The sequence below is a fragment of the Pseudomonas lactucae genome, from assembly GCF_016937615.1.
Classification (GTDB): Bacteria; Pseudomonadota; Gammaproteobacteria; order Pseudomonadales; family Pseudomonadaceae; genus Aquipseudomonas; species Aquipseudomonas lactucae.
Map to the genome: position 1 here is coordinate 14,025 of NZ_JAFHKI010000022.1, position 18,432 is coordinate 32,456.

The window sequence follows — 18,432 nt, forward strand, 5'->3', positions numbered from 1 at the left end:
GAGGATTTTCAATTCTTAAAAGTTATGTAGATCACATTTAGGTCGCGGGGGTGTCAGGCAGATAGTCGTCTGCCCCCAAGCCGTCGCGGGAGCAAGCTCCCTCGCCACAGGTTCGAAGTTGCATTCGATATGTGTATATCCGTGCGGCTATGACCGCACCACTCGTCCGATTGAATAAACCTTCGCGCTCAACTTCGCCTCAACCGAAAGGTAAAGGTCCACGCGAGGGCCTTCGAGTGGACTGAAGGGATTCTGTCATTCGCAGGTTTTCAGCTATATTTCGCTTTTCGTTCAGCCCTCACCCCTCGCTGGAATTCGTCCCCTCTACACGCTCTCTCGTGCGCAGTTAACCAAGGTTGGTATTTATGAAGTCTGCCCCCCTGCGGTCCCCCAACGTTCCGCAACGCAAGGAACTGACCCCCAGCCACCTGAGCTTTCCGGTGGTAGGTATTGGCGCGTCGGCAGGCGGACTGCAAGCGGTGAAAGCCTTTTTTGAGCACATGCCCAAAGACTGTGGCATGGCGTTCGTGGTGATCCTGCACCTGTCCCCCGATCATCAGAGCGTGGCGGACAAGATCATCCAGGAGTCGACCGGCATGCCGGTCGTGCAGGTCAATAGCACCCTGCCAATTGAAAAGAATCAGGTGTATGTCATTTCGCCTGCACAGCTGTTGAAGATGAATGATGGCTATCTGTCTGTATCGCCCTCGGTGCGCGAGGGCGGTTCGCATGTGGCCATCGACCTGTTTTTTCGCGACCTGGCAGACACCCACAAAGAGCGGGCGTTTTGCCTGGTCCTCTCCGGTACCGGCTCCGACGGCGCGGTGGGCCTTTCACGCATCAAGGAGCAAGGCGGCATCACCCTGGTGCAAACACCGGAAGACGCCGAGTACGACGGCATGCCCCTGGCGGCGCTGGAAACCCAGATGGTCGACCTGGTGCTGCCCGTGGTGGAGATGCCACAGAAATTGCTGGAGCTGTGGCGCAACGCCCAGTCGATCATCCTGCCCACGGCCAATGACCCCGAGATCCGTACCATCCCGCCCGCCACCGAACGCGATGCGGCGGTGGCCGAGCAATTGTTGCTCGACATCCTGGTCCAACTGCGCGCCAGCACCGGGCACGACTTCAAGCACTACAAACGCGCCACCGTGCTGCGCCGGATCGAGCGGCGCTTGCAGGTCACCGCCCAACCGGACCTGGCCACCTACTACACCTACCTGCAAGGGCATCCGGAAGAAACCAAGGCATTGCTCGGCGATATGCTGATCGGGGTGACCAATTTCTTCCGCGACCGCGAGGCCTTCGAAGCGCTTGAGCGGGATGTGATTCCCAACCTGGTCAAATCCCTGGAAGACAGCGTGCCGCACCGCGAGGAAGTGCGCGTGTGGTCGGCCGGCTGTTCCACCGGCGAGGAGGCCTACAGCCTCGCGATGCTGGTCGCCGAGCAGTTGGCGCTGGAGGCCAGCAACGCGAAGATGCAGATATTTGCCACCGATATCGATGAGCGCGCCATTACCCACGGGCGCAACGGTGTGTATCCCGAAGCGATCATCACGGACGTGCCGCCGTCACGCCTGCGCCAGTACTTCGCCAAGGAGAAAAACCAACACTACCGGGTGCGCAAGGAGATCCGCGAAAAGGTGCTGTTCGCCAAGCACAGCCTGCTGGCGGACCCGCCGTTCTCGCAGATCGATTTGATCGTGTGCCGCAACCTGTTGATCTACCTGGACCGTGAAGTGCAGCGCGACATCCTGCAACTGTTCCACTTTGCGCTGCGCCCCGGTGGCTACCTGTTCCTGGGTTCGTCGGAGTCGGCCGACGCCTGCCTGGACCTGTTTGTGCCGGTGGACAAGCGCAACCGCATCTTTCGTGTGCGCGCCGGCTCCTCCGCGGTGCGCCGCGCGCCCACCATGCCGCGCGGTGGCTATCTGCGCCCGAACGCCTCGACCACCGCCGCTGTCGCGCCGCCCCCCAACAAGCTCTCGTTCAACGATATCCACCTGCGCGCCCTGGCCAAGGCCGCGCCGCCCAGCGTGATTGTCGACATCCACGCCGATATCCTGCACATGAGCGAAGGCGCGGGACGGTTCCTGCGCTATGTGGCCGGGGAAATCACCCACAATTTGCTGGCGCTGGTGCATCCCGACCTGCGCCTGGATATCCGCACCACGCTGTTCCAGGCCCAGCAATCGAACATCGCCGTGACCTCGCGCAAGGTCCGCATACAACGCGAGAAGGGCACTTACCTGGTGGACATCAGCGCCCGCCCCTACCGCGATGACGCCACCGAAAACGACTATGTGCTGGTGATGTTCCAGGAAACCGAAGTCGACCCGCAGCAGGTCGAGGCCGACACCATCAGCCTCGCAGAAAACCAGCTCATGAGCACCCTGGAGCGCGAGCTGCAACGCACCAAGCTGCATTTGCAGGACACCATCGAGCAGGCCGAAGTCTCCAGCGAGGAACTCAAGGCATCCAACGAGGAGATGCAGGCGATCAACGAAGAACTGCGTTCGGCCACCGAGGAACTGGAAACCAGCAAGGAAGAGCTGCAGTCGATCAATGAAGAGTTGTTGACGGTCAATTACGAACTCAAGACCAAGGTCGAGGAGACGGACAAGGTCAACGACTACCTGACCAACCTGATCGCCTCCACCGACATTGCCACGGTGTTCGTCGACCGCAACATGCGCATCCGCTGGTTCACCCCGCGGGCCACTGATCTTTTCAGCATGCTGCCGGTGGACACCGGGCGCTCGCTGATGGACATCACGCACCGCCTCGATTACCCGCAGATGACCGAGGATGCGACGACCGTCTTTGAATCGCTGAGCATCATCGAGCGGGAAATCAGCAGCAAGGACGCGCGCTGGTACATTGCGCGTTTGCTGCCCTACCGCTCCAGCGAAGACCACATCGACGGCACCGTGCTGACCTTTATCGACATCACCAAGCGCCGCCAGGCCGAAGAGGAACTGCGCCTGGGTGAAGAGCGCATGCGCCTGGTCGCCGAGAGCACCCATGATTTTGCCATTATCATTTTGAATGACCATGGCGCCATCACCGATTGGAACACCGGTGCCGAACTGATCTTCGGCTACACCAAGGACGAAGTGCTGGGTGCTTATTACGATCTGATTTTCTCACCGGAAGACCGCTCCGCCGGCATACCCGAGAGCGAACTGCGCGCCGCCCGCGACCATGGGCGCGGCGAAGATGAACGCTGGCACGTGCGCAAGGATGGCAGCCGGTTCTATTGCAGCGGTGAAGTCACCCTGCTCAAGAGCGCCAGCCTGCAGGGCTACGTCAAGATCGCCCGCGACCTCACCGGCCACAAACGCACCCAGGATGAACAGAGTCAGCGGTTGAGGGAAACCCAGACCAACAGTCATCTCAAGGATGAATTTTTTGCGGTGATGTCCCACGAACTCAAACACCCGTTGAACCTGATCCAGTTGAACGCCGAGTTGCTGCGACGCTTGCCCGTCACCAAGACTGCGGCCCCGGCGGTCAGGGCTGTGGAGACTATCTGCGAAGCGGTGTCGAGCCAGGCGCGGATCATCGATGACCTGCTGGATGTGGCGCGGGTTCGTACCGGCAAGCTCAAGCTGAAAAAACAACCGGTCGACCTGATTCGCACACTGCAGGACATCCACAGCGTGGTGCTTGCCGACGGGCATCATCGCCAAGTCACCCTGCAGACACCGTCGGAACCCGGTGCATTGATCGTCGACGCCGATCCGACGCGAATCGAGCAAGTGATCTGGAACCTGGTCAACAATGCGCTGAAGTTCACCCCACAGGATGGCCAGGTGCAACTGGTGCTCAGCCGCTCGAACGGGCACGCGCAACTGGACGTCATCGACAGCGGCGCCGGGCTCGCCGACGACAGCCTGGAAAAAATCTTCGACCTGTTCGGGCAGGCGGAAAACCAGCATCAGACCCATCAACGCGAGGGCCTGGGGATTGGCCTGTCGCTGGTGCGCCAACTGGTGGAAGCACACGACGGTTCGGTGAATGTTCACTCCAAAGGCTTGGGCTTTGGCTGCACCTTCTCGATCCTGTTGCCGCTGAGCGAACGACAGGATCACTTGCCGAACGCCGGCGACCCCCAGGCCGAGAATGAACGCCTGAACGGCATCAAGGTATTGCTGGTGGACGATTCCGCGGAGGTGCTTGATGTGCTGAATATGCTGCTGGAAATGGAAGGCGCCCAGGTCAGCGCATTCAACGATCCGCAAAACGCCCTCGAAACCGCCCGTGACGCCCGCTATGACGTGATTATCTCGGACATCGGCATGCCGAAAATGAACGGCCATGAGCTGATGCAGAAACTGCGCAAGATCGGCCATTTGCGCAAGGTTCCGGCCATTGCCCTGACCGGCTACGGTGCCGGCAATGACCAGAAAAAGTCCGTTGATTCAGGCTTTGACACCCATGTCAGCAAGCCCGTGCCCCATGATGCGTTGATCAACCTGATCGAACAACTCTGCCGTTCACGCCGTTAGGCAGGGCTCACTCAAAGGGGATCACCGAGATTTTTCCGTTGCGCTCAAGAATGGCGAATTTGATCTGCTCGATCTCGACGATGCCCTGGGCGGAGCGGGCCGCTTCGAGAATATCGCTTTCGTCCAGTCGCGCCTGCTTGAGACGTTCCACGAGCACTCTGCCGTGTTCAACCACGATGGTCGGCCCGCCATCCAGCAAGCGGGCAAACCAGCGTGAGCGCTGCTTGACCAGCGAGAAGCCAATGTCGATGGCGATCAATGTAACGATCACCAGAATGGCGTTGGTCAACGAAAAATCTTCGCCCAGCAGCGCCTGTTGCGTGGCCTCGCCAATCACCATCAGTAGCACCAGGTCAAAGGTGGTCAGTTCCGCCAGGGAGCGCCTGCCGGCGATCTTGAATAGAACCAGCAACATCAGGTAAATCGCCGCTGCGCGCAAGACCGAGTCCATGGTGCCCCCTACGGGTAAATGAATTGTGAGAAACGCACGGACGCGCCCGTTGCCAGCGTCACCTGGGTGTCGAAGCTACCCACGCCGTCGCTGCGTAAGGTCAGGTACAGCACCGCCTGACCATCATTGTCGCTCAGCACCCACAGCCTGACGCCTTCACCCGCAGTACTGGCCTTGAGGGGTTGCGGCTGCAGCATCTCAATATTGAAACCCTGCAGCAGCTCGCCACTGATCGCGACTTCCAAGGGCTCGCGCGCCTTGCCCCGCAGATGAATCACCAGCACGTCCGAAGCGCCGTTGCGCAGGAAGCGTTGGTGTTCAACGCGCAACTGCCCATCGGCGCTGCGTGTTTGTGTGGTGCTCAGCGGCCCCTTGGAAAACAAGCCGGCCAAGCTCAGGCCGATCAACATGACCAGCGCATACCAACCCAAGCGCTCGAAGCGCCAGACCTTGCGCTGCAAAGCCATGTCTTCATTGACCGGGTAACTGCGGCTGCGCAGGTCGTCGTGAACCGGTGGCTTCATACGGCGCACCGGCTTAGCCCTTGCTGTGTTCCGGCGAGGATGGGCCTTTGGTCACGCCGCGCGGCCCCGCAATGCTCCAGATCGCCAGCCCGAGATACGGCAACAACACGACCAGGGCCGTCCAACCGGCCTTGTTGCCGGAAGAGTTATCGCTTCGCCAGACACTGTTGATGACCCACAGGTCGAGCAACAACAGAATGACGCCCAGGGAAATCCAGAAATAGGTGAATTGCATGATGCACCTCCAGTCAGTCCATGTTCGTTAGGTGTGGAGCGCGCAGTAAGGGTTCATTCTTTTTTCACCACTTAAAGCCTATAAGCACCGACTAAGCGAAGCGGCCTGCACAGCTATCAATTTAATATCAACGAACACAAAAAAGTTATACGAAGCGGCAGTCAGTGCGTGTACCTGTACAAGTTTTTTTCAGTTAACTACCGTTCATCGCCATTTTTCAAAATCCACAAAGCATTTTCGCGACGGCCCCAATCGGAGTAAGTGCACGTTGCGTAAATGCGCAACTAGCGAAACGATCCCTTATTTTGGAGAGTTATCATGACGACCAGTAATAAAAACCCTGGAAACTTTGCCAACGACCCTCAAAAAGCTTCCGAGGCCGGTAAAAAGGGCGGCCAGGCATCTGGCGGCAACTTCGCCAATGATCGCGAAAAAGCTTCGGAAGCCGGCCGTAAAGGCGGGCAAAACAGCCACGGCGGCGGTCGCAAGTCTTGACTCGGGAGACTGCACGCCTCCTCTTACATCACTAACCAGGTAACTAACCATGCGCGCGCCAATTGATTATCAGCGACGTGACTTACATCGCGGACCTGTAGTGGAAGTTCGACCGCAAGCCACAACAAGCGCACGCTCTAACACCTCAGGGTGTTATGAGCGCCAGCAAGTTATTGACCATGCCGAAGCCACTGTTGGCGCCGCACAAACGCCACCCTTGTGCGAAAGGCACTTATAGCGACACGCGCAAGTTGGTAGCAACACCCATGCAACATCGAAGTTAACGTTTATTGACCGACATAACGACGAGGTAGCTAAAGATGAGTACTCAAGACAAGCAAGGCAAAATGAGCGTCAGCGAAGCCGGTAAAAAAGGCGGCGAAGCCACTTCTGCCACGCATGACAAGGAGTTCTACCAGGAGATCGGCAGCAAAGGTGGCCAAAACAGCGGTGGGAACTTCAAGAACGATCCCGAGCGTGCAGCGGAAGCTGGCAGTAAAGGCGGCCAGAACAGCGGCGGGAACTTCAAGAACGACCCTGAGCGTGCCGCTGAAGCCGGCAGTAAAGGCGGTCAGAACAGTGGCGGCAATTTCGCCAACGACCGTGAAAAAGCCTCTGAAGCCGGACGTAAAGGCGGCGAGCACAGCCACGGCGGCGGCCGCAACAGTTGAGGCGCTTGACGCAGGGGAGCATGGCTCCCCTGCTTTCTTTGACGAGGGATCCCATGCCTTTACACGTCATTAACTTTACCGGACCGGTTAACGCGTCCACCTGTAGCCAACTCATCGAAAAAGCCTCGTTGGCCGTGCAGCGCGACGCCTCTGGCCTGGTGCTGAACATCGCGACCATGGGCGGTGAATGCAGCTACGGCTTTACGATGTACAACTTTTTGCTGTCCTTGCCGATTCCGGTCCACACCCATAATTTGGGTACCGTGGAATCGATGGGTAACATCATTTTCCTGGCCGGCGAGCGGCGCACCGCGTGCCGGCACAGCAAGTTTTTGTTCCATCCGTTTCATTGGCACCTGCAAGGTGCTGTCGACCATTCGCGTATGTCCGAATATGCAATGAGCCTCGATTATGACTTGCAGCTCTACGCCCGCATCGTGGCCGAACGCACGCCCGATGCCGCCGAAAAACTGGAAACCGAAAAGTACCTGATCGCGGCCCCACGTATTCTTGACCCTCAACAAGCCCTGGCGGCCGGTCTGATCCATGGAATCGAACTGCCGGTGATCAAGGCTGAGTTCGTGAGCAGCTTTATTCACTCTTGAAGTCGAGCGGGCAGGCATCTTCAAGCGTAACGGCCACGCACAACTCACCCTCACTTAGTTGACGTGCAATCGTTCGCGCCTGCTTATTTGCACTAAAAAAGCCCGCACATTGTGCGGGCAAGACAGGAGTTTTTACCAAGAGCCTGCCTGATTAACAGACTCATTATTAAGAATGAAAACAGGCGATAGATGTTGGTTTTTTTTCATCAAACACCGACGAACGGCACTCACTGACACGCCGCTAAAAAGCTGTACAAACCAAGCGCGCGCGTACAAGAAAAAATTCTGAACCTTCGTCCGTAACAACTAACAAAAAAAATTCAGACGGAGCCTTTATGAAAAACTCTTTATATATCATCGAATACGAACTTCACCATGAATCCAGATCCTTCATTATCAGGGCCGACGTCATGAGCAACGCAGAGGCGTGGCACTGGGCCTGTTGCGACGCCGGCATCGGTATCATTCCGCGGTCGCGCAATGAAAAGATCAAACGCATCAGTAAACCGCTTGCCGAGCGCTATGGCCTTGAAAATGTCAGGTGGCGTCCCTCGGGGAGTGTTCCGTTCATTGCAAAGCCCTATACGCCTCCCCCTCCCGAATGAACATAACTTTAAACAACACTGCGCGTTATCACGCCTATTGCCATACGTCGCCAGCTGATTAAAAAAACCAAACTGTATTCGCTGTTTGCATTTCTTACTCCTGAGTGTTCACTCATTAAGTCCCTGGTAATACTCCTGTTTGCCCGTACTTTGTGCGGGCTTTTTTTACGAGTAGCTCTATCCGGAACACAACGACGTTTTTTACGTCCATGACGCCGAGCCGATTGCGCTACCTTGCGTACGCGCGGTTTCACGCCGGTGTCGGCATGAAACCGCGCCTTGCACTCAGGTCAGCTCACCTGTTCAAGCAGGTCATCGCGAATGAACTGGCGAACCGTGGCCAGGTGCGTTTCTTCCTGCTGCAACGCCGTTTTAAAGCGCTTGGCAATCAGCGGATGCCCGCCTTTCTCGGCCAGTTCGATCAACAGCTCCCAGGCGGCGTTGTCTTCCAGTTCGATGGTCAGGATTGCACCCATCGACTGCGACACGGTGGTGCGCGGGTCAGTCAACACCTGCAGCACGCCCATGGCCTTGACCCCGGCCACATCCGCACAAGGCGTCATGGCGGTGGGGTCGGCGCCCAGGGTTTCGAGGGCTTCGCGCACGATGTTCACGTGCTCCAGTTCTTCTGCCTGGATGTGCCGCAAGGTGTCCGCCAGCGCGGGGTCGGCGCCAGGTGCCGAGGCGGCCTTGGCGATCATCGCTTCATACAGGCGCACACCGGTGCGCTCGAAGGCCAGGCGTTCGCCGAGCTTGTCGAGCAGTACTTCAGGCGCCTTGCCGAGGGTTTTGTCGAGCGCAGTCTTGACCACGCCTTTGGCCGTGCCGGGCGCCGGTACCGAGCCGATCAGGTCGGCTTCGCGAATAGCCCGCTCGCGCTCGGCGGTGTAGGCGCTCATGCCGCCGGGGACATCGGCGGGAAACATGCGCGTAGCTTCCAATTGGCGTGCGGTGCCTTCAGGCGACATCTGCGCGCCGGTGCGGTTGGTGCCGATGATCACTTGACGTTCGCTCATTGCTGTTCTCCCGCTGGGTTGAGTTCGGTGCCCGGTTTGGAGGTGTAGCCAGCCGACACCACGTTGGCCGGAACGCCCTCACTGTTAAGGCGTGCGCGCTGATCCAGAGACGCCTGCCCTTCCCTTTCCTTCGGCACGTAATCGATGCCATGGGCACGCAGGTCGACCTCGCGGGACAAGGTCTCGCGCACAAAATCGCGCTGGCTCTTGAATTCGATCATGCGCGGCAGCGGGCCGGCCAATACCTCGGTGGGATCGCGGCGTTCGTATTGCTTGAATAACTCGCAGGCCAGGTTGAGATGGCCCAGTTCATAGTCGACAAAGCGCTCCCAGAGCGCCTTGATGCGCGGGTTGTCTTCCTGCTCGGCGCAACTGGCATAGGTGTAGACCTCCATCGCCTCGTGCACCAGCCACTTTTCCATGAAGGTTTCGCTGGGGTCCTGCAACGAACCGTACTGGGTCACATGCTGCTCCTCGACCGAGGCAATTTCGGCGTACAGCGCGCGAGCGACCGGGTCGGCGAACAACGGACCGATGTTCATGTAGTAATCGTGGGTCTGGTATTCGGCACCGGTGATCAGCGCCGCGTGGATCTTGGTGATCAGGGCAGCATTGTCCTTCTCATAGTTGTCACGCAGGTCATCGCTGGGCGCGCGATGATGCTCGCTGGTCGGCCGGCCGGGAACGAGGTCGGTGTAGCCCTGCAGGATGTTGTTGGCATCCTTGCCTTCCAACCGATCAAGCATGGCGGCATAGCGATAAAGGTGATCGAAGTCTTCCAGCAGACCGAAACGGTAGGTTTGCGCCTGATACGCGTCGGGCTCGTTCTGGGCAACGGCGGCGGTCACCTCGATCGCCACCTGCTCATAGGCCACGGTGGTTTCCAGGGGCGAATGGTCGGCCTACAGCAGCCAGTTGATCGCGGTCATCTGGTGTTGCTCGACACGGCGTATCTGCGCCAGCGGCAGCTGCAGCTTCTTGTGAAACCGCGCGCCGAAGTGCTTGAGTCGCAAGGCGTCGGATTCAACGCCGTTCATCAAAATCATCCGCACCCGGGTGAATGCATCGTCGTCCAGCTTGCTGATCGGCTTGCTGGCCAGATCACGCCAGGTAAAGCTCTGCTTGTCCAAGGGGGTGCCCTTGTTGTCCAGCAGATTATCGATTTTCGACATGGATCGATCTCCTTTCATCAGTCATCACGAAGGGCCGCCGCGGCAATCGTCACAGGTTTCATGGCCCTTCCTTGATGACCAGAAGATCGAATGAAGGCATCGAAATTTTGCGTTCTCCCTCCGATGAGCAGTCAGTCGTCTGCGTGCTGGTGCGCATCAGCGCAGGGCAATCGACCGGACTCGCCACCCGCGATCCTTTCGGCCTGGTCAATCCCGCGCTTGAGCGCGTCGCGCACCGTCCATTCCGCGCCCGGCAACTGCCGGGTTCGTTCGACGACACACTCCCCTGTGGCGGTGTAGACGCTGATCAGGATTTCAATGTCAGCGTCCTCGCGTTCCCGGGCCCTGACTTCGATATGGCAACCGTTTTCCACTTCCTGGGTAAAGCACTCTTCGTCCAGCGCCTTGGCGGCCCACGCCTTATAGGTATTGCCACGAATAAACATAGTGTTCTCCACCAACGTTAGTTGAGCGCCCTCAACTTACCTGACAACTTGATTACCTCACGCACCTATTAAAACGCCGTCACCGTTTCGCTTGTTAAACCGTTCGTCAGGCGACGTAACAAATTGTTAAACCAACCCGGAAGACCCCATTCAAACCTTTCGGGAGCTGGCTGCAACACGCCCCGCCGCCCAACCTTGAACCCAACAAAACCGGGGATTTATCCGTGGCGGGCGGCTTATTGCCAGGCGTTAGCCGACTGACGACAACGGGGCCTGTAACAAGCGCAGCGTCAGTGCGTCGACAGACTAACTTGCGAACGCAATTGCGGCAGTTTCAACAGGGAAACAGTGGAACTTTCAACACAGGAGCAGGGCATGAATAGAATGCTTGGGTATTGCCTGGTCTCACTCACCGGCATGTTCTTGTTAACCGGTTGCAATCTGGTGGTATTCAACCCCAAGGGGCAGATTGCAACCGATGAACGCGACCTGATTATCCTCGCCACGGGCCTGATGTTGCTGGTGGTGGTGCCGGTGATCGTGCTGACATTCGTGTTTGCCTACCGCTACCGCGCGACCAACAAAACAGCGCGCTACTCCCCCCGCTGGGCCAGTTCACACAAAATCGAAGCGGTGGTCTGGGGCGTTCCGTTGCTTATCATCATTGCCCTGGGGTGGGTCACCTGGGTAACCACTCACGCCCTGGACCCCTATCGACCGCTCGACTCGGACACACCACCAATCAACGTGCAAGTGGTCGCCACCGACTGGAAATGGCTGTTCATCTACCCCGACCTGGGCATCGCCAGCGTCAATGAGCTGGCCCTGCCGGTACACACGCCGGTGAGCTTTACCATCACCTCCGACGCCGCCATGACTTCCTTTTTTATCCCGGCCCTGGGCGGACAGATCTACGCCATGGCCGGCATGCAGACCAGGCTGCACCTGATCGCCGACGAAACCGGCGTGTTCAGGGGGATTGCCGCCAACTACAACGGCCCCGGTTTTTCCGACATGCACTTCGCCACGCTGTCACTGCGCCCTGCCGACTTCCAGGCCTGGGTCGAAAAGGTCAAGGGCGCGGCAAGGCCCCTCGACCCAAACAGCTATGCGCAATTGGCCAAGCCCAGCACCCGCCACCCGGTGACCTATTACTCGGCGGTACAGGAGCGATTGTTCCTGGACATCGTCGACAAGTACGAAGGCATGAACAAGGCCGATAAAAGGCGCGGCCAGACGCAGTTGAACGACGCCGGCAAGCGTTCCGATCACTACCTGGTCAAGGAGCAATAAGCATGTTCGGAAAACTATCGTGGGACGCGATTCCGACGACTGAACCCATTGTGATGTACACCCTGGCCGTCGTCGGGCTGATCGGTGTGGCGCTGGTGGGGTCGATAACCTGGAAACGCCAATGGGGGTATTTGTGGCGCGAATGGTTCACCTCGGTGGACCACAAGAAAATCGGCTGCATGTACATCATCGTCGCACTGGTGATGCTGCTGCGCGGCTTCTCCGACGCGATCATGATGCGCACCCAGCAAGCCATGGCCGCCGGCGGCGGGCCGGGTTACCTGCCGCCGGAACACTACGACCAGATCTTCACCGCCCACGGGGTGATCATGATCTTCTTCATGGCCATGCCTTTCGTGGTCGGGTTGATGAATATCGTTGTGCCGTTGCAGATCGGCGCGCGCGATGTGGCCTACCCGTTTCTCAATGCGTTGAGTTTCTGGCTGTTCGTGGTCGGCGCGGCACTGGTCAACATTTCACTCGGGGTGGGCGAGTTTGCGCGCACCGGCTGGGTTGCCTATCCGCCGTTGTCCGAGCTGGGTTACAGCCCCGGGGTCGGCGTGGACTATTACATCTGGTCACTGCAGATATCGGGCATCGGCACCTTGCTCACGGGGGTGAATTTCTTCGTGACGATCCTGAAGATGCGCACCGAAGGCATGACCTTGTTCAAGATGCCGGTGTTCACCTGGAATGCGCTGTGCACGTCGGTGCTGATCCTGGCGTCGTTCCCGATTCTGACCGCCACCCTGCTGATGCTGAGCCTGGACCGTTACCTGGGCATGCATTTTTTCACCAACGAAGCCGGCGGCAACCCGATGATGTACGTCAACCTGATCTGGGCCTGGGGGCACCCGGAGGTGTACATCCTGATCCTGCCGGCGTTCGGGGTATTTTCCGAAATAGCGGCCACCTTCAGCAGTAAACGGCTGTTCGGCTACGTGTCGCTGGTGTGGGCGACGATCTCGATTACCGTGCTGTCGTTCATCGTGTGGCTGCATCACTTTTTCACCATGGGCTCGGGCGGCAACGTCAACGCGTTCTTCGGCATCATGACGATGATCATCGCCGTGCCGACCGGGGTGAAGATCTTTACCTGGCTGTTCACCATGTACCGGGGTCGAGTGCGCTTCGAAACCCCCATGCTGTGGACCCTGGGCTTTATCGTGACGTTCAGCATCGGCGGCATGACCGGCGTCCTGCTGGCCGTGCCCGGCGCCGACTTCATGCTGCACAACAGCCTGTTCCTGATCGCTCACTTTCACAACGTGATCATCGGCGGCGCGGTGTTCGGCTACATGGCCGGCCTGACCTACTGGTTCCCCAAGGCCTTTGGTTTTCGCTTGTACGACAGGCTGGGGCGCATTGCCTTCTGGTGCTGGCTGACCGGCTTCTATTTCGCCTTCATGCCGTCGTATGTGCTGGGTTTCATGGGCATGACGCGCCGCCTCAACCACTTCAACAACCCGGAGTGGCGGCCCTGGCTGCTGCTCGAACTGGCGGGCGTGGCGATTATCCTCTGCGGTGTCGCCGCCCAGGCCCTGCAACTGTTTGTCAGCATCCGCTACCGTCACCGCTATCGCGACCTCACCGGTGACCCGTGGGACGGCCGTACCCTGGAATGGGCCACCGCCTCTCCGCCACCGCTGTACAACTTCGCCGAACAACCCAAGGTCAGCGACCTGGACGCTTACTGGGGCATGAAGGAGCGCGGCGTCAGCACCCTAAGCCACACTGATTACCGAAGCATCCACATGCCGCGCAACACCGCCTCGGGCCTGGTCATCAGCCTGTTCGCGCTGGTCTGCAGCTTCGCCCTGGTATGGCATATCTGGTGGATGGCGGCGTTCGGCCTGGTGGCGTCGGTGGTTGCATTCGTGGTGCGCAGCTACGACGAAGACACCGTTTACTTCGTGCCTGCGCAGGAAGTCGCGCGCATCGAAACGGCACGTCTGAAAGACCTGGCAGAGGCTTGACCCATGTCCCATATCGTTATCGAAAAAGACATCGCACATACCCACGAACAAGGGCACGAAGACGCCGGTTCCCTGAGCCTGTTCGGGTTCTGGATCTACCTGATGACCGACTGCATCCTGTTCGCCACCTTGTTTGCCGGCTATGCCGTGCTGCGCGACAGCGTGGCCGGCGGCCCCTCAAGCGTGGATATTTTCGAACTGCCCTATGTGCTGGGTGAAACCATGCTGTTGCTGCTGAGCAGCATCACCTACGGCTACGCAATGCTCGCCATGAACCGTGGTCAGCAAGGGCACGTCTTGCGCTGGCTGGGGCTCACATTCGTGTTGGGCGCAGGTTTTATCGCCATGGAAATCAACGAATTCCACCACCTGATCGAAGCGGGCCACGGACCGGACCGCAGTGCATTCCTGACCGCGTTCTTCACCCTCGTGGGCACCCACGGCGCGCACGTGCTGACGGGGCTGGTGTGGATGGCGGTACTGATGGCCCAGGTTCATCAACGCGGCCTGACCACCACCAATGCCACGCGTCTCAGTTGCCTGAGCTTGTTCTGGCACTTTTTGGACGTGGTGTGGATCTGCGTGTTTACCGTGGTCTATCTGCTGGGGGTGGTGTGACATGTACAAGCAAAGTTCGATTCACAGCAGCGCCGGTACAAGCCATGGCAGCAGCCGCTCTTACCTGGTGGGCTTTGTGGTGTCGGTGCTGCTGACCCTGATCCCCTTCGGCCTGGCGATGTTCCCGTCACTGCCGCGCACCGTCACCGCGTGGCTGGTGGTGGCACTGGGCGCGATCCAAATCGTGGTCCACCTCAAATTCTTCCTGCACCTGGACACGGCGCAGGAACAACGCTGGAACCTGATTGCGCTGATTTTCTCGGCGGTCATCATTGTGCTGCTGGTGGGCCTGTCGCTATGGATCATGAACAGTATTCACCACAATATGCTGGCGCACTGAGCACTGGCGAGGCTGCGGCTACGCTAGGCGTTCGCGGGTTACGCATCGAGCACCGCGCGGATTTTGCGCGGCAGATCAACCGGCCGATAGGGTTTGGGAATCAGCTCGAATTCCTGCACCTGCACATCGGCGCGCTCCAACGAGTCTTTGGCGTAGCCGGTCGTCAGCAGGATCCTGGTGCAGGGGTACAGGCGCGAGACCTCACGTGCGAGCGCTGCGCCATTCATCTCGCCCGGCATGATCAGGTCACTGAACACCAAGTCATACGTCGTGTGCTTGAGCTTGGCCAATGCTTCGGCGGCATTGAGCGCGGTGTCTGTGCGGTAACCGTAATCCGCCAGGACCACCTGCGCCAGTTCGGCCACCTCGGGCCGGTCCTCCACGATCAGGATGCGCTCGCGACCTTGCAGCGAGGTCGTCTGCGCCGGTGTCTGTTCGACCCAAGGCTGGCTGTCGTCCGCCGGAAAATACAGGCGTATCGTCGTACCGATACCGGGGGATGAATGGACCCGCGCCGCCCCGCCCGACTGCTTGACGAACCCATACACCATCGACAACCCCAGCCCCGAGCCCTTGCCCTCCTCCTTGGTCGTGAAGAACGGCTGCATGACTTTTTCCTGGATGCCGGTGGCCATGCCGTTGCCGTTATCACTGACCGAGATGCTCACATAGTCGCCCGCGGCCAGGCCAGCGTCTTGCGCGAGCACATCGCCCGGCACCTGGACATTGCAGGTTTTGACCGTCACCGTCGGCGCGTCACGCCCCTCTAACGCATCCCTGGCGTTCGACAGCAGGTGCTGCACCGCCAGCTCCGCCTGTGCAGGGTCGACGCAACAGTTGCAGAGGTCAGGCGCGAGTTCCAGCTGCAGATCGACACCCGGCAGCGCCTGCGCCATGAAGTCCGGGCGGCTGAGCAAGCGGTTCAAGTTGATCACGCGGCTGTCGAGCCGTTGCTTGCGCGAAAACGCCAGCAATTGCTGGGTCAGGGTCTGCGCCTTTTCAGCGGCCGCCCTGGCACGACCGGCGCTGTTGACGATGCGCTGCGGGTCGCTGCCGGGGCGCTTGGCGCTCTGCTGGATCAGTTCGAGATAGCCGACCATCACCTGCAGCAGGTTATTGAAGTCATGGGCGATACCGCCGGTCAATTGCCCCAGGGCTTCCAGGTCCTGTAGGCGACGCACCCGTCGTTCGGCGTCGTGACGCCGGCTCACGTCCAGCTGGGAAGCAAAAAAATACACCAGTTGCCCGCGCTCGTTGAACAAGGGCGCCAGGAACAATTCATTCCAGAACGTCGAGCCATCCTTTCGATAATTGATGACCTCCACGCACACCTCGTGGTGTCGCTCCAACGCGCGCTGCACGTGGCGCAAGGCGTCCTTGTCGGTGTGCGGCCCTTGCAGAAAGCGGCAATTGCGCCCGATCACTTCATCCTGTTCATACCCCGTGAGGGCCAGGAACGCCTGGTTGGCGAAGATGATCGGATTGTCGGGCTGCGCAGGATCGGTCACGATCATCGCGCTGTGGCTGGTTTGCATGGCGGCGAAGAACAGGTCTTTGCGGTGGGCGGACAACGCCGCCAGATCGCTGTCGTGGACCACAGGCTTTGTATTTTTTGCCAAGGTTCACCTCCGGGTCAGTGGTGCGTGTCCCATTGACCATAAAAACCGCTCGGAGTGCGACGCTGCGCTGTGGCTCTGGCTGTTGATCTTGATCTCAAGCACCCTCGCCACAGATACCTATGCTTCGTTGGTCCGGCCCTGCTCGACAGGCCGGTCAATCCGCACCTTCATTGTCATCATCAGGCACAACGTCGATACCGGGCGTGCCATTGGGCGGCTTTACATCGATCTCCAGCTCGGTATCGATGTCATCGGGGTGATCCCAGTCGGTGGTCGCGTTGGGGTCTTCCTCACGCCCGGCCGTGCCGACCAGGCAACCGTCGTCATTCGGGTCACCCAGGTCTTCATGGGAGTCCTGCTGGGGATGGGAGGGGTCATGTTTCATGGGAAATCTCCAGTTCACCGGTGATAATCCCTTGGAATCGCATTTGGCTCTGGAGTGCGCGAAAAAGGACGAATGGCGTACTCAGTGGATGCGGATGCACACCTTGCCTTTGGACCGGCCCTGCTCGACATACGTCAATGCCTCGGCCGTCGACTCAAAAGGGAAGCAACGGTCAATCACCGGTTTGATCGATCCCGCTTCGATCAGCGCGGTGATCGCCTGCAGCTGCGCGCCGTCGGCGCGCATGAACAAAAATGTGTAGCCTACGCCCCGCTTGCGTGCCTTGCGTCGAATCCCGCTGCTGAGCAGGCGCATGACCTGTCGCAGCAGCCAGGACAAGCCTTGCGCCTGGGCGAATTGCGCGGTCGGCGGGCCCGAAATGGAAATGAGCTGCCCGCCAGGCTTGAGCACGTTGAGCGACTGTTCGAGTACATCGCCACCGAGGCTGTTCAACACCACGTCAAAACCCTGCAGCTCGTCGGCAAAATTTTGCTGTGTGTAGTCGATGACCACGTCCGCGCCCAGCGCTTTGACCCACTCGACATTCGCCGTACTGGTGGTGGTCGCGACAAATGCGCCGAGGTGTTTGGCGAGCTGGATGGCCAGCGTGCCGACACCGCCGGACCCGGCGTGAATCAATACCTTCTGGCCGGGTTTCACCTGGGCGGTCTCCACCAGTGCCTGCCAGGCGGTGAGTGCGATCAAGGGAATGGACGCGGCCTGGAGCATGTCCAGGTTCGTGGGCTTGAGCGCCAAGGCGTGCTCGTTCACGGCAATCCGCTCGGCGAAGGTACCGATGCGCCCGTCGGGAGGACGTGCGTAGACTTCATCGCCGGCCTTGAAGCGCGTAACCGCCGAGCCGATGCCGACCACCACACCGGCCAGATCATTGCCCAACACCAGGGGCAATGCGTAGGGCAGGATCAGCTTGAACTCCCCCGCCCTGATCTTTGAGTCCAACGGGTTCACGCTGGCGGCGTGAATTCGGACCAGCACATCGTGCTCCCCCACCACCGGCTCGGGTACTTCACCCATCGCGCCGTTGCGCTTGCCGTAACGCTCTATGAAAAATGCCTTCATGCTGCGGATACTCTTGTCAGTGGGAGGAAAACGGCGTCAAAGCGCTCAAGCGTCAAGGAACGCCCGCGCCTGGGCGACAAACTCAGCGTAGTACTGGAAAATCCCGCCGTGCCCGGCGTCCTTGTAAAGAATCAACTGGGCACCGGGAATGCGCCTGGCCAGCTCGATCGAATTGGCCGTGGGCACCATGATGTCGTGATGGCTGTGGCGAGGGAGCTTGCTCCCGATAGCAGCTTGTCAGGCGACTATTTTTTTGGATCTGACTGAGTACATATGCGTTTCTGCGGTAACGGCGGCTACTGGTTCCGCTTTTACAGCGGCTCACTTTTGAAAAGCCGGAATGCCGGCCCAGTCAAAAGTAAGCAACGCTCTTGCCCCAACACTCGGCAC

The 18,432-nt window shown here is 59.2% G+C and carries 17 protein-coding genes and 2 pseudogenes; 9 read left to right on the forward strand and 10 right to left on the reverse strand.

Going from position 1 to position 18,432, the window contains the following annotated elements; all coding sequences use genetic code 11:
- The first annotated feature begins 365 nt into the window (after positions 1-365).
- A complete protein-coding gene (locus tag JWR98_RS04800) occupies positions 366-4,511 on the forward strand; it encodes a CheR family methyltransferase (RefSeq protein ID WP_205489391.1) in 4,146 nt (1,381 codons plus the stop codon).
- Between the two features lie 7 nt (positions 4,512-4,518).
- Here the strand turns inward: JWR98_RS04800 and JWR98_RS04805 are convergent, their stop codons facing one another.
- Genes JWR98_RS04805 through JWR98_RS04815 form a run of 3 tightly spaced genes read right to left on the reverse strand, consistent with a single transcriptional unit; the run spans position 4,519 to position 5,721 of the window.
- Positions 4,519-4,962 (reverse strand): DUF421 domain-containing protein, encoded by a 444-nt coding sequence (locus tag JWR98_RS04805; protein ID WP_078732626.1) that lies wholly within the window; start codon positions 4,960-4,962, stop codon positions 4,519-4,521.
- Positions 4,963-4,970: 8 nt separating this feature from the next.
- On the reverse strand, positions 4,971-5,486 hold the full coding sequence (locus JWR98_RS04810) for a hypothetical protein (RefSeq protein ID WP_078732625.1): 516 nt from the start codon (positions 5,484-5,486) through the stop codon (positions 4,971-4,973).
- A 13-nt stretch (positions 5,487-5,499) separates the two neighbouring features.
- Positions 5,500-5,721: a PLDc N-terminal domain-containing protein gene (locus JWR98_RS04815; RefSeq protein WP_078732624.1), complete on the reverse strand. Its 222-nt coding sequence runs from the start codon at positions 5,719-5,721 to the stop codon at positions 5,500-5,502.
- 318 nt (positions 5,722-6,039) lie between these two features.
- Here JWR98_RS04815 and JWR98_RS04820 point away from each other — a divergent pair, with 318 nt between their 5' ends.
- From JWR98_RS04820 to JWR98_RS04835, 4 genes are all read left to right on the forward strand, one after another.
- The gene (locus JWR98_RS04820; RefSeq protein ID WP_003174481.1) at positions 6,040-6,216 is read left to right on the forward strand and encodes a con-10 family general stress protein; all 177 of its coding nucleotides are present in this window, start codon (positions 6,040-6,042) and stop codon (positions 6,214-6,216) included.
- Between the two features lie 320 nt (positions 6,217-6,536).
- A complete protein-coding gene (locus JWR98_RS04825) occupies positions 6,537-6,887 on the forward strand; it encodes a con-10 family general stress protein (RefSeq protein WP_003174480.1) in 351 nt (116 codons plus the stop codon).
- Between the two features lie 53 nt (positions 6,888-6,940).
- Entirely contained in the window at positions 6,941-7,492 is a 552-nt protein-coding gene (locus JWR98_RS04830) for an ATP-dependent Clp protease proteolytic subunit (RefSeq protein ID WP_078732623.1), read from the forward strand.
- A 335-nt stretch (positions 7,493-7,827) separates the two neighbouring features.
- On the forward strand, positions 7,828-8,097 hold the full coding sequence (locus tag JWR98_RS04835) for a DUF6555 family protein (protein ID WP_205489392.1): 270 nt from the start codon (positions 7,828-7,830) through the stop codon (positions 8,095-8,097).
- A 290-nt stretch (positions 8,098-8,387) separates the two neighbouring features.
- Here the strand turns inward: JWR98_RS04835 and JWR98_RS04840 are convergent, their stop codons facing one another.
- From JWR98_RS04840 to JWR98_RS04850, 3 genes and pseudogenes are all read right to left on the reverse strand, one after another.
- The gene (locus tag JWR98_RS04840; protein WP_205489393.1) at positions 8,388-9,113 is read right to left on the reverse strand and encodes a demethoxyubiquinone hydroxylase family protein; all 726 of its coding nucleotides are present in this window, start codon (positions 9,111-9,113) and stop codon (positions 8,388-8,390) included.
- Positions 9,110-10,285 (reverse strand): annotated as a pseudogene (locus JWR98_RS04845) (hypothetical protein). Before JWR98_RS04845 ends, JWR98_RS04840 begins: the two are co-directional and overlap by 4 nt.
- A gap of 131 nt (positions 10,286-10,416) precedes the next feature.
- Positions 10,417-10,731: a hypothetical protein gene (locus JWR98_RS04850; RefSeq protein ID WP_078732620.1), complete on the reverse strand. Its 315-nt coding sequence runs from the start codon at positions 10,729-10,731 to the stop codon at positions 10,417-10,419.
- Between the two features lie 375 nt (positions 10,732-11,106).
- On the opposite strand from JWR98_RS04850, the gene cyoA reads away from it, so the two are divergent.
- Genes cyoA through cyoD form a run of 4 tightly spaced genes read left to right on the forward strand, consistent with a single transcriptional unit; the run spans position 11,107 to position 14,958 of the window.
- A complete protein-coding gene (gene cyoA, locus JWR98_RS04855) occupies positions 11,107-12,024 on the forward strand; it encodes a ubiquinol oxidase subunit II (protein WP_205489394.1) in 918 nt (305 codons plus the stop codon).
- A 2-nt stretch (positions 12,025-12,026) separates the two neighbouring features.
- Positions 12,027-14,000, forward strand: a complete 1,974-nt coding sequence (cyoB, locus tag JWR98_RS04860; protein WP_205489395.1) for a cytochrome o ubiquinol oxidase subunit I — start codon at positions 12,027-12,029, stop codon at positions 13,998-14,000.
- Between the two features lie 3 nt (positions 14,001-14,003).
- Positions 14,004-14,618 (forward strand): cytochrome o ubiquinol oxidase subunit III, encoded by a 615-nt coding sequence (gene cyoC / locus JWR98_RS04865; RefSeq protein WP_003174469.1) that lies wholly within the window; start codon positions 14,004-14,006, stop codon positions 14,616-14,618.
- Position 14,619: 1 nt separating this feature from the next.
- Positions 14,620-14,958: a cytochrome o ubiquinol oxidase subunit IV gene (gene cyoD / locus JWR98_RS04870; RefSeq protein WP_003174468.1), complete on the forward strand. Its 339-nt coding sequence runs from the start codon at positions 14,620-14,622 to the stop codon at positions 14,956-14,958.
- A gap of 38 nt (positions 14,959-14,996) precedes the next feature.
- On the opposite strand, the gene JWR98_RS04875 is transcribed toward cyoD, so the two are convergent.
- The 4 genes and pseudogenes from JWR98_RS04875 to JWR98_RS04890 form a co-directional block, all read right to left on the reverse strand.
- Entirely contained in the window at positions 14,997-16,577 is a 1,581-nt protein-coding gene (locus JWR98_RS04875) for a histidine kinase famiy protein (RefSeq protein ID WP_179119910.1), read from the reverse strand.
- A 154-nt stretch (positions 16,578-16,731) separates the two neighbouring features.
- Positions 16,732-16,962, reverse strand: a complete 231-nt coding sequence (locus JWR98_RS04880) for a hypothetical protein (protein WP_205489396.1) — start codon at positions 16,960-16,962, stop codon at positions 16,732-16,734.
- Positions 16,963-17,043: 81 nt separating this feature from the next.
- On the reverse strand, positions 17,044-18,042 hold the full coding sequence (locus JWR98_RS04885) for an NADP-dependent oxidoreductase (RefSeq protein WP_078732615.1): 999 nt from the start codon (positions 18,040-18,042) through the stop codon (positions 17,044-17,046).
- Positions 18,043-18,087: 45 nt separating this feature from the next.
- A pseudogene (locus JWR98_RS04890) lies at positions 18,088-18,240 on the reverse strand (alpha/beta fold hydrolase); the annotation flags it as partial.
- Positions 18,241-18,432: the final 192 nt, after the last annotated feature.

Excerpts from the sequence above, each read along its gene's own strand:
- cyoA (WP_205489394.1), top strand. The coding sequence starts at position 11,107 with ATGAATAGAATGCTTGGGTATTGCCTGGTCTCACTCACCGGCATGTTC.
- cyoB (WP_205489395.1), top strand. The coding sequence starts at position 12,027 with ATGTTCGGAAAACTATCGTGGGACGCGATTCCGACGACTGAACCCATT.
- JWR98_RS04825 (WP_003174480.1), top strand. The coding sequence starts at position 6,537 with ATGAGTACTCAAGACAAGCAAGGCAAAATGAGCGTCAGCGAAGCCGGT.
- JWR98_RS04850 (WP_078732620.1), bottom strand. The coding sequence starts at position 10,731 with ATGTTTATTCGTGGCAATACCTATAAGGCGTGGGCCGCCAAGGCGCTG.
- JWR98_RS04820 (WP_003174481.1), top strand. The coding sequence starts at position 6,040 with ATGACGACCAGTAATAAAAACCCTGGAAACTTTGCCAACGACCCTCAA.
- JWR98_RS04810 (WP_078732625.1), bottom strand. The coding sequence starts at position 5,486 with ATGAAGCCACCGGTTCACGACGACCTGCGCAGCCGCAGTTACCCGGTC.
- JWR98_RS04815 (WP_078732624.1), bottom strand. The coding sequence starts at position 5,721 with ATGCAATTCACCTATTTCTGGATTTCCCTGGGCGTCATTCTGTTGTTG.
- JWR98_RS04885 (WP_078732615.1), bottom strand. The coding sequence starts at position 18,042 with ATGAAGGCATTTTTCATAGAGCGTTACGGCAAGCGCAACGGCGCGATG.
- JWR98_RS04800 (WP_205489391.1), top strand. The coding sequence starts at position 366 with ATGAAGTCTGCCCCCCTGCGGTCCCCCAACGTTCCGCAACGCAAGGAA.
- JWR98_RS04880 (WP_205489396.1), bottom strand. The coding sequence starts at position 16,962 with ATGAAACATGACCCCTCCCATCCCCAGCAGGACTCCCATGAAGACCTG.
- cyoC (WP_003174469.1), top strand. The coding sequence starts at position 14,004 with ATGTCCCATATCGTTATCGAAAAAGACATCGCACATACCCACGAACAA.
- JWR98_RS04830 (WP_078732623.1), top strand. The coding sequence starts at position 6,941 with ATGCCTTTACACGTCATTAACTTTACCGGACCGGTTAACGCGTCCACC.
- cyoD (WP_003174468.1), top strand. The coding sequence starts at position 14,620 with ATGTACAAGCAAAGTTCGATTCACAGCAGCGCCGGTACAAGCCATGGC.
- JWR98_RS04840 (WP_205489393.1), bottom strand. The coding sequence starts at position 9,113 with ATGAGCGAACGTCAAGTGATCATCGGCACCAACCGCACCGGCGCGCAG.
- JWR98_RS04805 (WP_078732626.1), bottom strand. The coding sequence starts at position 4,962 with ATGGACTCGGTCTTGCGCGCAGCGGCGATTTACCTGATGTTGCTGGTT.
- JWR98_RS04835 (WP_205489392.1), top strand. The coding sequence starts at position 7,828 with ATGAAAAACTCTTTATATATCATCGAATACGAACTTCACCATGAATCC.